General features: G+C 58.4%; 8 protein-coding genes. All 8 read right to left on the reverse strand.

Translation table 11 applies throughout. The annotated features are described in order from the left end of the window. Positions 1-43: 43 nt before the first annotated feature. Positions 44-883: a carbon-nitrogen hydrolase family protein gene (locus tag JYB84_RS16060; protein WP_207321022.1), complete on the reverse strand. Its 840-nt coding sequence runs from the start codon at positions 881-883 to the stop codon at positions 44-46. After that, positions 807-4,952 carry a YhdP family protein gene (locus JYB84_RS16065; RefSeq protein ID WP_228290813.1) on the reverse strand — a complete coding sequence of 1,382 codons (4,146 nt, stop codon included), beginning with the start codon at positions 4,950-4,952 and terminating at the stop codon, positions 807-809. Before JYB84_RS16065 ends, JYB84_RS16060 begins: the two co-directional genes overlap by 77 nt. Continuing rightward, the gene (gene rng, locus JYB84_RS16070; RefSeq protein WP_207321023.1) at positions 4,952-6,418 is read right to left on the reverse strand and encodes a ribonuclease G; all 1,467 of its coding nucleotides are present in this window, start codon (positions 6,416-6,418) and stop codon (positions 4,952-4,954) included. The genes JYB84_RS16065 and rng overlap by 1 nt, the downstream gene beginning before the upstream one ends. Before the next feature lie 90 nt (positions 6,419-6,508). Further along, positions 6,509-7,093 carry a Maf family protein gene (locus JYB84_RS16075; RefSeq protein ID WP_207321024.1) on the reverse strand — a complete coding sequence of 195 codons (585 nt, stop codon included), beginning with the start codon at positions 7,091-7,093 and terminating at the stop codon, positions 6,509-6,511. Positions 7,094-7,108: 15 nt separating this feature from the next. Further along, positions 7,109-7,597: a rod shape-determining protein MreD gene (gene mreD / locus JYB84_RS16080; protein WP_207321025.1), complete on the reverse strand. Its 489-nt coding sequence runs from the start codon at positions 7,595-7,597 to the stop codon at positions 7,109-7,111. After that, positions 7,594-8,478, reverse strand: a complete 885-nt coding sequence (gene mreC, locus JYB84_RS16085) for a rod shape-determining protein MreC (RefSeq protein ID WP_207321026.1) — start codon at positions 8,476-8,478, stop codon at positions 7,594-7,596. Before mreC ends, mreD begins: the two co-directional genes overlap by 4 nt. A 42-nt stretch (positions 8,479-8,520) precedes the next feature. Beyond that, complete coding sequence (locus tag JYB84_RS16090) at positions 8,521-9,570, reverse strand: rod shape-determining protein (protein ID WP_207321027.1); 1,050 nt, start codon at positions 9,568-9,570, stop codon at positions 8,521-8,523. Positions 9,571-9,767: 197 nt separating this feature from the next. Next, positions 9,768-12,401, reverse strand: coding sequence for a DUF6701 domain-containing protein (locus tag JYB84_RS16095; protein WP_207321028.1), 2,634 nt, complete (start codon positions 12,399-12,401; stop codon positions 9,768-9,770). Between the last annotated feature and the right edge of the window lie 2 nt (positions 12,402-12,403).

A 12,403-nucleotide genomic window follows, 5' to 3' on the forward strand; every position in this document is an offset into this window, starting at 1 on the left:
CAGTCACAGCTCAGGGCTTAAGCACCAAGATTAAGTACCTTGCTTAATCAACAAGCTTGAGCACAGGCGGCTCAAACCTATTATGGCCCATCACCGGCATGCGGCGACGAATATCGGCCTGGGCCTCCCTGTCGAGCCGCGCCTGCACCCAACCCGTGCCCTCCGGCAGCTGGACCAGAATCTGGCCCCAGGGGTCTACTATCATGCTCTGGCCCCAGGTTTCTCTGCTGCCCTCATTATGCTGGCCCCACTGGGCGGCTGCCAGCATAAAACATTGGGTTTCTATGGCCCTTGCCTGCAACAGCACCTGCCAATGTGCCTGCCCCGTGACCTTGGTGAAGGCAGAGGGTACCGCGATAAGTTCGGCGCCGGCCAGGCGCATGGCCCGGTACAGATCGGGAAAACGCAGATCGTAGCACACGGACAATCCCAGGCGACCGAAGGGCGTGTCTATCACGCTGATGTGATCGCCGGGGCAAAAGGTCTCACTTTCCCGGTAGTGACGGGTGCCGTCGCTGACGTCCACATCGAACAGATGCAACTTGTCGTACTGGCCCAGGGTGGCGCCCTGATTATCGAACAGGAAGCTGCGGCTGTAGACCCGGCCATCGGCACAGCGGGCGGGAATGGTACCGGCCACCATATACACATCAAATCGTTTTGCCAGTGCCGCCAAGGCCTGCTTCAGCTCGCTGTCCTCACCATCGCCGGCCCAGGCCAGCTGTTGGCTCTCGTGGCCACCGAACAGCAGGCTACATTCGGGCAGCACCACCAGCTGTAGCTCGCCTGCCTCCCTGGGCAGGATTTCAAGCTGCGATTCGATAAAGCCGAGATTGGCCGCCACATCGCGGCTGCTCCGGCATTGCAGCAAACTGACTTGCATCTGCAACTCCTGTAACGACTGGGGTTAACTGCCTTGGTGGCGCACTGGACAACTGGCCCTGTAGTGCTTTGGGCTCTTTTCCAACGGCAGGTACGGGTTCTACGGCTTTGGGTTCAGGCTGCTCGGGCTCTTTTTCAGGAACCGGCGTCACCGCCGGAGTGACCTCTGTCGGGGCGGTTTGTGCTGGCATATCGGGAGCATCTTCCATGCCTTCAATCGCCTGCCCCTCGACGGCCTGGGGTTCTTCCCTGCGTGGCAGCACGGACTCGGGGATCTCAATTTCCTTGCTCTTGCGCTCCACTTCTTCCAGCAGCGGCTCATCCATGGTGCCGGTCAAACGGAAGCGGATCTCGGAAATCACCTCAATCACAGGCTCCAGCACCTTGGTCAGGGCAAACGCCCCCAGGCCCATGGTCCAGGCACTGGTACTGAGCAGCACCACTGTTGGCACGCTGGAAGCCAGCTTGGGCGCAAAGCGGATATCGTAATTGAGGCTTTGACTGATGAGGTCGGTATAGCCCCGCACCTTCATTTCCCCGGCCACGGCATCCATCACTGTATCTGTGGTTTTCACCACGCCATTGTCCAGCAGCAGATTGCCGCCGAAGCTGTCGAAATACAGGCCCTGGCCAAATACATCGGAGAAATCCAGCGACAGCTTGCGCAGCAGGGAGTCGAGGCTGAACAGGGAGAAGATCCGGGCCCCCTTGTCGCTGAGCTGCGACATATGGCCCTTACCAAGCTTGAAGTTGACCTCACCGCTGAGACTGCCAAGCTCAAAACCGTAGGGAGCGCCCTGCCAGCCAAGTTTGGCGGTTAAATCCAGAGGCGCCTCCTTGATGCCGGGATCGATTCCCAAACGGGCACTGACGCTGTCAAACTTGTCGGCCTTGAGGGACAGGGACAATTCGGTCTGGCTGATGCCATTCTCGTTAAGCCAGCTGCCGGCGCCACTCAGGCCGGCATCAGCACTGGTGAGTTCCAGGGTCTGGATCTGATAATTATTGCCATCCGGCGTGCCCTGCAGCGTCAGGCTGCCAAGGGATTTGCCCCGCCATTGCAGGTCGGCCACATTGACCGCCAGAGGTGGCAGACTTTGGCGAATATCATCGTCATTGAGCTGCTGGCCGGAACCATCCAGTTGTAAGTCCAGCCGCTCGGCAGCCACCTTGAGGCCGCCGGTTGACCAGTCGGGGAAGAAATCCACATGGCCCTTGAACTCGTCGGCTTCGGCATCGAGTCGCCACAGGCCGTCGCTGGGTTCGGCACTGAAGTTCAGTTGGCTCAGGGGCTGGCCAAAGAGATCCATGGCCTCGACTTGCGCATCGACCCGAGCCAAAGGTGGGAACAAGGGCCGGCCTTCGGCGGCGGGAGCTTCAACAAAGGCCCGGATCAGAGGCAGCCACTGGGCGAAATCCACCTTGGGCAAGGCCAACTGCAAATGACCATTGTCCTTTCTGAGCCCGTCACCGCTGCGAAATCCCCTGCCAAGGAGCAAGTCATAATGGCTCAGTACCGGGCCCGAGCCTCCCTGTTCCATGTCGAAGCTGCCCCAGAATTCGCCCTTGTCCTCAAGGCGGATCCCCAGGTTCAGCTGCTTATTGTCACCAAGGATCTCGGCCCGCAGCGCGCTGATTTCGGCGGCGCCCTTGCCAAAGGGGGGCGGCAACTGCAACCTGGCGTCCACCAGTTCGGTTTCCACCAGGCCCTGGATCCTGAATCCGGCGGGGTCAAACATCAGCCGCAGATCGCCCTGCCAGTCGAGGACGCCACTGTAAAAAGGACTCAGGGGATTGGCCAACTCTTCCGGCAAGGCATCCAGGTTCCAGTGGCCATTGAGATCCACCTGTAACTGGTACAAACCCTGATCATCGCCACTGTTAAAACTGAAGCCAAGGGGTTGACCAAACAGCCTGGCGTTTATCCCCTCTCCCCAAACCTTGTCGTTATGGAAATTCACCTTGCCACGGACCCGACTGAGGCGCACACCGGGCTGACTGAGGTACACAGGGGTATTGTCAAACACCACTTCACCGAGAATTTCGGGCCGGGCGCCGTGCCACAGAGGTATGCTTAAATCCAGTTTGCCACTCACATCCCCCAGCACCTGCACCACATCCAGGGTGGCACCCACTGAGGAGGCCAAGGGCGAGCGCTTCAACACTGCGGTTGCCGCCGGCCCCGAGGTGGCCAGCTTGGCTTCAACCCGCAACAGGCTGTGCTCATCCATGGTGGGAATGTACACGTGGGCGCCATCGGCTTTGACATTCAACAGCTTGCCCTTGTCAGCCCAGATATCCATGCGGGCATTTTCGAACAGGGCCCGTACCTCCAACTCGGTGACCGTCGGCCAATCCGGCTGGAAGGCATAGGCGCCTTGCTTCAGGCTGAATCCGGCCTGGAACACCCCCTGGTGCTCGCCGTAGGGGAAATCCCCCAGAAAGCCATGCCAAACCATCTGGGCATCATCGCTGTGGCCGGCCTTGATGGCCCCTTCCAGATAATCGGCCAGGGGCTCGCCCATGGCCTGCCGCGGAAAATAGAGACCGGCCTGGTCGGCGCGCTTAACATCCACGGCGGCCGCCAGCGCCAGATGGAGCCGCTCCTGCCAGCCAAGGCGCATGGCGGCGTCTATGGCAATATCGTCATTGTCCAGATGGATGCCTGGAAGGAGCAAGGCCTGTTCGGCAAAGTCGACCCTGGCCTTGAAGGGCCTGGCATTCAGCGCCAGCGGCGCTTTGAAACCACCGGCGAAATCCAGTCGATAGGACTGGGCCGGCGCCGCCAGGGTGATGCCATTGGTATCCAGCATCAGGCGGAAATTGGCGGCGTCGCTGCCGGGGATCCCTTCAAATGGCTGCCAGGCCAGATGGCGCAGGGAGGCACTGGCATTCATCCCCGCCCCATTACGAATGACTCTGGCATCGGCAATCTGTCCCTGTGGCGCCAGCTGCAACAATCGCTGTAACTGAGCCTGCCCCACGGTCGGCGCCAAAACTGCCAGGGGCAGCAGCATGGGCAGCTCCAGCTGATTGATATGGGCAGCCAGGTCGCCATCGGCATACCTGAGCCCGAGCATAAGTTCGGGCCAAGGCTGACCATTGCTGGCCAGGGTCAGATCCTGGCTGAGCAGTTGCCAACCACCCTGCTGTTTGTCTTTAAGCCACAGCAGCTTGCCCTTGGATATCTCGAAACGTTGGCTGATGTCCTCACCGGGTAACTGCCACTCCAGGTGGCTCGGCTGAAACTGCACCAAAGCCGATTCCAGATGACGACGGTCGAGATCCAGCCAGGCCTGCAGATTCACCACCCCGTTCATGGGCAGGGCATCGGTTTGATTGACCAGTTGCTGTCGATGGGAAGCCCAGGCGCCGAGGTCCAGCTCCTTTGCTGCCAGATAGAGCTGGCCACGAATACTGTCGGGGTCATTGCCATCGCCACGCAGATCCACCTGCAGACTGAGACTCTCCCGCGCCGATGCCCCCTGCTGCAGGAACAACAAGCCCTCGGCTCTGTGGCGGCCATCGGTGTTAAACCAACGCAACTTGTCGAGGAAGATGGGGCGTATGGTGTGATTCTGGCTGAGCAACTGAATGCTGACCCTGTCCATGGCAAAACGCTCCAGCTGCTCCAGCAACAGGCGATAGAGCCAATCGAGGTTGACCTCCCCTTCGCCGGCCTCGAGCTGGTCGAGATTGATGGCCACCTCAACCCCATCGAACTTCACGTTTTCGATCTGCGGCCGGCGGTTGACCAGACTTTGCCAGAAATCCAATTTGAACTCGGTGCGCTGCACTATCAGGGTCACAGGCAATTTCGGCTGGGGCGGCAACACCAGATGGTCAACCGTCAACGCCGGCCCAAAGGCCTGCCATTCGGCGGACAGAGAGCCCAGCTGCACCTGCACCTGGTATTGTTCATGGAGGTAGTCAACCAAGTCCTGCCGTACCTGGGTCAGTTGGGGTAACAGGCCGCGGATCAGGCTGACCGCCAGGGCAAACAGCACCAGCGCCAGCGCGAGCATTTGCCCGCAGATTCGGCCCCAACGGGCAGGCAGGGACAGGGACACTAGACCATCACCACATCGTATTTGTTCTGGGCATACATGGGTTCGTTCTGCACCCGGATGCGTTTGCCTATATAGACTTCCAACTCAGCCAGCAGGTGCCCCTCATCGCCGGAGAGACTGTGGTGCACCGCCGGGGAACAGTAGAGCAGGAACTCGTCCGCCGCATAGGCCTTGTTGAGGCGGATAATTTCGCGGAAGATCTCATAGCTGACGGTTTCCACCGTCTTCATCGAGCCCGTGCCCTTGCAGGCGGGGCACTCACCGCAGAGTACATGCTCCAGACTCTCACGGGTGCGCTTGCGGGTCATTTCCACCAGCCCCAGACCGGAAAAACCGCTGATATTGGTCTTGACCCTGTCCGCCGCCAACGCCGCAGTCAGGCTGGCAAGCACCCGCTGCTTGTGGTCCTCGTTCAGCATATCGATGAAATCTATGATAATGATGCCGCCGAGATTGCGCAGCCGCAGTTGCCGGGCAATGGCCTGGGTTGCCTCCAGGTTGGTGTTGAATATGGTTTCTTCCAGATTGCGGTGGCCGACAAAGGCGCCGGTATTGATATCGACCGTGGTCATGGCCTCGGTCTGGTCAATGATGAGGTAACCACCGGACTTGAGCTCCACCTTGCGCCCCAGGGCCCGCTGGATCTCGTTCTCCACATCGTACAGGTCGAAAATAGGGACATTGCCCTGGTAGTGCTCAATCTTATCCGCCAACTCGGGCATGAATTCCTGGGCAAACTGCTGCAATTCCAGAAAAGTACTGCGGGAGTCCACCTGCACCCGGTCCAGCTCCTGGCCGACAAAATCGCGCACTATGCGCACCGGCAGTGCCAGATCCTGATACAAGAGGGTCGCGCCCTTGCGTTTGCGGCGCTCGCTGACCTTGGCCCATACCCGTCGCAGGAACGCGGCATCCTGGGACAGCTCATCTTCGCCGACATTCTCGGCCGCAGTGCGGATGATAAAACCACCGTCATCATCGACAAATGGCAATGTGATGGCTTTGAGGCGGGCGCGCTCTTCCTCGGACTCGATGCGCTGGGATACACCCACATGGGCGGAACCCGGCATAAACACCAGATAACGGGAAGGCAGGGTAATGTCTGTGGTGAGGCGGGCGCCCTTGGTGCCGAGGGGATCTTTGACCACCTGCACCATGATGTCCTGGCCCTGGCGCACCAGCTCGGCGATGTCGCGCACCACAAAGTTGCCTTTCTCCACATCGGCGACGCACTCGGTGTGGGGCACTATATCGGAAGCGTGCAGGAAGGCGGCCTTGTCCAGGCCAATGTCGACAAAGGCAGCCTGCATACCCGGCAGTACCCGGCTGATCTTGCCCTTGTAGATATTGCCCACCAGGCCGCGTTTCATGCGCCGCTCTACGTGGACTTCCTGTAACAGGCCGTGCTCCACCAGGGCCACCCGGGCCTCGGTGGGCGTGACATTGATCAGCAACTCGGATCCCATCTTGCGTGGAAGCCTTGCACCTGAATTTCGATTACTTTGCACCGCCACCCCCTCAAGGGAATTGCTTTTGTATCTCGGTTAAGCCCGCAATCACAGCAGGGAAAAAGATTGCAACAGGGCCCGGGTTTCCACCAGCGGCAAGCCCACCACGGCGCTGTAGCTGCCGTCAATGGCGCTGACAAAGGCACCACCCATGCCCTGGATCCCGTAGGCACCGGCCTTGTCCAGCGGCTCACCGCTGGCGACGTAAAGGCGGATGTCATCTTCGCTCAGCACACTGAAGCGTACCTTGGTCTGCACCACAGTGCTGCGGGTCTGGTTGCCATCACTGATGGCCACCGCCGTCATCACCAGGTGTTCACGGTCGCTCAATGCGCTCAGCATAGCACAGGCATCCTCCGCATCCCTGGGTTTGCCGAGGATGCGGCCATCGAGTACCACTATGGTGTCAGAGCCCAAAACCACTGGCTGTTCAAAACCTGATGCCAGTGACAGACCGGCCAGGGCCTTTTCCCGTGCCAAACGTTCCACATGGGCTTCCGGGGTCTCATCCGGCAGCGGGGTTTCATCTATATCGGGATTGACCCGTTCGAACCTGAAATCGGCACGTCCAAGCCCGGCTTGCAACAGCAGTTCCCGACGACGGGGAGATTGGGAGGCAAGTACCAAAGTCATTTCAATTTCCTTTGTTTAGCGGACTTTATAACGGCGTCGCAGTCGACGCAGCAGCCAGAAGGCCCAGGGCCAAATGAACAGGCTCGACAGTGCCGGCCAGAACACGTCCACATTGAATTGCACCTTTTGCAGCACATACTCGGCCCAAAATACCACCAGGTGATAGAGCACTATCAGGCTGGTGATCACCAGGGCCTGCTGCCACATGGGAAAGTTGCGCAGCCGCTGAAAATGCAGCACCACCACGTAGGTGACCAGGGAAAATGCCAGGGCACGAACCCCGAAGGTGGCCCCCAGCATCACATCCAGCACCACCCCAAGGAGCCAGGCGGTGAGGATATTGTATCTGTGGGGCAGGGCCATGGCCCAATAGATCATCACCATCAGCAGCCAGTCGGGGCGCCAACCCTCAACCAGCGCCGGCAATGGCATGATTTGAAAAACCAAACCGGCAAGTAAGGTCAACCAGACCACCAACCTGCCACGGGGTGCCTGTAATGTCATTGGGCCTCCCCTTTGATATCAGTGTTGGCCTCGGCGGCGGGAGGCGCGGACTCCGGTGAATTCTCCGCGGCTTTTTCCGGCCAGATCAGCAGCAGATAACGGATCCTGTCCAGGGCCGCCACCGGCTGGGCCGTAACCCGGGCATAACTCTGGCCATCATCACGTTGTACCTGCATGACCCTGGCGACCGGATACCCCTCGGGAAAACGGTTGCCCAGGCCCGAAGTCACCAGCAGATCACCGACCTTCACGTCGGTGCTCTTGGCCACATACTTGAGTTCAATCTCGTCCAGCTCGCCTGTGCCATTGGCCACCAGACGCACATCGTTACGGGTGATGCGCACCGGAATACCATGGCTGACATCGGACATCAGCAGCACCCGACTGGTGATGGCACTGACCTGCACCACCTGCCCCACTATGCCCTGGGCGTCCAGTACAGGCTGGCCCACATAAACCGCATGTTGACTGCCGCGGTTAATCACCACGTATTGATGAAAGGGATCGCTGGCCACCTCGACCACTTCGGCCACCATTTTGCGGGCATCCATATGCAATGGTGAGCCAAGCAGGGCCCGCAGGCGTTCGTTTTCCTGGCGCAGGTGCTCAAAGCGTTGCAGGCGCTCACTCATCAGCAATTGTTGGCGCATCAATTCGGCATTCTGGGACTGCAGCATGGCGCGACTGGCGAGGTTTTCGGCCACCGAATCCAGCATATCGCCGGGAACATTGGCCAGGTATTGCAGGGGACTGAGCAGGGTCGCCATGGATTGGCGTACGGGGTCGAGTCGATCATTGGCCACGATGAGGATCACCGACAATATGATTGCCAGTGTCAATCGGAACTGATTCGACACACCGCGAACAAAAATTGGCTTCATAGAAACTCAAGGCGGTGATTCACCGCCTTATTTGATCAGGGATCAGTTTTCTTCGGAGAAGAGATCGCCACCGTGCATGTCGATCATTTCCAGTGCCTTGCCGCCGCCACGGGCCACGCAAGTGAGCGGGTCTTCGGCCACCATCACAGGGATGCCGGTTTCCTGCATCAGCAGACGGTCGAGATCACGCAGCAGTGCGCCACCGCCGGTGAGCACCATGCCACGCTCGGAGATGTCTGATGCCAATTCCGGAGGAGACTGTTCCAGGGCCACCATCACGGCGCTGACAATACCGGACAGGGGTTCCTGCAGGGCTTCGAGAATTTCGTTGCTGTTGAGGGTGAAGCTTCTTGGCACACCTTCGGCGAGGTTGCGGCCGCGAACTTCAATCTCCAGCACTTCGTCGCCGGGATAGGCTGTGCCGATTGTGTGCTTGATGCGTTCGGCCGTGGCTTCACCTATCAGGCTGCCATAGTTACGGCGCACGTAGTTGATGATGGCGTCATCGAACTTGTCACCACCTATGCGCACGGAAGAGGAGTAAACCACACCGTTGAGGGAGATGATGGCCACCTCAGTGGTACCGCCACCTATATCCACCACCATGGAACCTGTGGCTTCGGAAACCGGCAGACCGGCACCTATTGCCGCGGCCATCGGCTCTTCAATCAGGTAAACCTCGCGGGCACCGGCTCCCATGGCGGATTCGCGGATGGCACGACGCTCAACCTGGGTGGCTCCCACAGGCACGCACACCAGCACACGGGGGCTGGGGCGGAAAAAACTGTTGTTGTGCACTTGTTTGATAAAGTGCTGCAACATCTTTTCGGTCACATAGAAATCGGCAATCACACCGTCCTTCATCGGACGTATGGCCTGGATGTTGCCAGGGGTACGACCCAGCATCTGCTTGGCCTCGGTCCCCACGGCTGCCACGGATTTCTGGCCAGAGCTGTTGCGCTCACCACGTATCGCCACCACCGAAGGCTCATTCAACACTATGCCTTCTTCACGAACATAAATTAAGGTGTTAGCTGTACCCAAATCGATCGACAGATCGTTAGAAAAAATGCCACGCAGCTTCTTGAACATGTAACTAGCCTGTATTCTGTGGAGCCAGAGAAAGAAAATCAGCTAACTTTATCAATGCCACCCTGATTCCACAAGACCGCGGGGGTTAACATTCGCTAATGAAGTGATTTTTTTTGAAGCAAAGGTTTTTTGAACAATTTCACCGGCCTTAGCGCCTAAAAAAACAGCGCAACGGAGCGCTGTTTTGTTGACAGTCGTCAATAGACCTCACGCCAGTAGATCACCTTGTCATGACCCCGATAACGGCCGAAATAGGCACTGGCCCTTGGGTTACTCAGGGCATTGGCATCCAGGCCATTCCAGTTCCAATACCACTGTAACCACAAGGGCACCTCAAGGGGTGCGGTCACCTGTCCGGTATAGCCCCCCAAAGTGTCAGCGGTAAGGGCTCGCCATAGCAGGCTGAAGTTCCCGGCGGCGGCCTCAGTCATGGTGCCAGGCCCCGCAACAAAACGCTCAACCTCTTGATTGACGCCCAGCGCCGGGTTAAACCCATACCCCAGCACAGTATCATCCACCTGAGTGGCCAATGCCGGCGCAAAACTGCTGCAACTGTCGCTGAGATTCAGCGCCCAGGCGGACCCATTCCAATACTGCACCCGACCCGCCATGGTGAGCCATTGATCCTCGGGGCCATAGGTATTGTCCAACACCACCCGGCCATGGAAGTAGCTTTGGCTGGACAGGGCGATGGCATCACAATCATCTGTGTCGGCACAATTACCCGTGGTGGCGGCATTCATATCGGCAGCCGTGAGTTCAACCCCATCCGTATCCGCAACCTTGATCCCCAGCATGGCAGCACTGAAGGGACCATCCACGCCCGGCGCCGGTAAGCGAGCGACGCTGGTACTGAAGTCCAGTGGCAGTTCAACCATACCCTTATCCCAGGAGGGCAGATCGGCAATGCGATAACCCAGGTCCTTACCATCATTGCCATTTTCCAGCACCAACTGGGCCAGGCCCTTGGCAAACTCTCCCCGATAGTTTTGGGTCACCTCATCCTTTGTGTTCAGGGCCTTCAAGCTCAGGCTTAAGCCGAAGGGCTGATCGAGGTAACTGAAGTTGCCTGTCCCACAGGCGGCTAATACGCTGGGGTCCTGCAATTCAAGCCTGGCGGGAATAAAACGCCCCACATTGACACTGCTGGCCTGGGGAATAGTGTAAAAGTTGGATCCGAGATAGGTGGCGGGAGGCTCGGCGGTAAATTTAAATACCCCCACCTCACCGATGGCCTGACTCTGGATATTGAGGCCGGATGCAGCCACCTGATGATTGTACTTTTCATTGGCAAGTATGCCCGGCTCGCCGCCGCTGGGCGCCACCAACTCACTGCCAAGCACTATGTTGGCTTGGGCATAATTGGGCGTAGTCGTCTTATTATCGCAATAGTCACTGTCGTCATCAGACTCCCAGGCCATGGCCTGGAGCTTGAGATTAAAGCTCTCACCTGCTTGTGTATAGGCGGGGCAAGAGGCATCGCCTGCGGTGCATATGGCGCCGGGATCTTCGGGCGCGATACACAGGCCCGCAGGGAAACTGACAAAAGTGTCTGAGCCCGACATAGACAGGCCCGCATCTTCGCCACTGCCGGAGTAACTCAAATTCAGCTGCATCTGGCCCGCATCGGGATAATTGACCTGAATCGTGGCCTCACCTGCCCCATCAAAGTTGAGGTTTTGAACCGTGGCATCGGCCTGGCTGGTGCCTATCGCAGTGCCATTGACCGTCACCTTGGCATTGCTTACCTGGGTCGTGGCATTTGGATCCAAATAGTCACTCCACAGGCTCAGGCTCTTAGTGGTGCTGACAAAGGCGGGCTCGCAGCTCTGGCTGCTGTCATCTTTTTTCACCGCCATGACCTTGATGCCATCCGCGGCCTTATTGGCCAGCTTATCCGGCACCTCAAACACAAAGCCGCTGTCGGCAAAACTCAGGGTACAGGCCGCGGCACTCGGCGCCAGAGCCCCCAGGCGACAGAGGGTGTTATTCAGGGCTGTTGGGGTGGAGGATGTGATGCCAAGGGTGATGGATTCAGTGGTGGTACTTCGCAGTGACAGCGAGGTCGAGCCACCACTGAAACTGACACTGTTGCCGCCCACCCAATAGGCAGAGGAAGAACCGCTGACTAGCAGGTTGGCCTGTACCGCATCCGTAATCAGGGAACTGCAATCGCCATTGGCGCAGGCCTTGAGGGTGACGGTTTCGGCCTTACAGGTCAGGGGATTGGCCGACAACTGGAACTCAAAGTGATCCACCACAGCCGCGGTATTGGTGCACATACCGCCGAAATCGGCCTTGTCTATGATGCTCAAGTCCACATTGGCATGGGCGTTGTTGCCGCTGAAGGTTAGGCTGCCACCGGCCGCTACAGCGCCCGAGATACTGGCATGGCCACTGAAGGTTGCAGTGCCGGCCACATAGACTATGGCGTTGATGCTGCTCTGCCCCGAAATATGCACATTGCCACGGACAAAGATCAGCAGGTTTTCCGGTTTGCCCGAGGTGTTGATGTCTGCATTGTTCAATGTCAGATTATCGAAATACAGTCGGGTGGTGGCACCGCTGGTACTGATGTAATAACCCTGACTGAAACTGCCATCCCTGAAGTTATAGTCACCCGGGCTAAAGCTATCATCGGGGCAAAACTTTTTGTTACAACTGAAAGCGCCAAGATCTTTGAGTTCCGATGGTGCTACCAAACCGTTAGGGTCGTGGGAACCAGTTGGCGGGTCGGTAAAAATATCCGAGCAAACCGGCACGGCCTGCAGCGAGGGTGACAGCAAGATAAGCGTCAGGCTGACGCAGGTTAGCCGGCAAAGCTTAGGCAACC

It is taken from the genome of Shewanella cyperi (assembly GCF_017354985.1).
In the GTDB taxonomy this organism is placed as follows: Bacteria; Pseudomonadota; Gammaproteobacteria; order Enterobacterales; family Shewanellaceae; genus Shewanella; species Shewanella cyperi.

Excerpts from the sequence above, each read along its gene's own strand:
- mreC (WP_207321026.1), bottom strand. The coding sequence starts at position 8,478 with ATGAAGCCAATTTTTGTTCGCGGTGTGTCGAATCAGTTCCGATTGACA.
- mreD (WP_207321025.1), bottom strand. The coding sequence starts at position 7,597 with ATGACATTACAGGCACCCCGTGGCAGGTTGGTGGTCTGGTTGACCTTA.
- JYB84_RS16060 (WP_207321022.1), bottom strand. The coding sequence starts at position 883 with ATGCAAGTCAGTTTGCTGCAATGCCGGAGCAGCCGCGATGTGGCGGCC.
- rng (WP_207321023.1), bottom strand. The coding sequence starts at position 6,418 with ATGGGATCCGAGTTGCTGATCAATGTCACGCCCACCGAGGCCCGGGTG.
- JYB84_RS16075 (WP_207321024.1), bottom strand. The coding sequence starts at position 7,093 with ATGACTTTGGTACTTGCCTCCCAATCTCCCCGTCGTCGGGAACTGCTG.
- JYB84_RS16090 (WP_207321027.1), bottom strand. The coding sequence starts at position 9,570 with ATGTTCAAGAAGCTGCGTGGCATTTTTTCTAACGATCTGTCGATCGAT.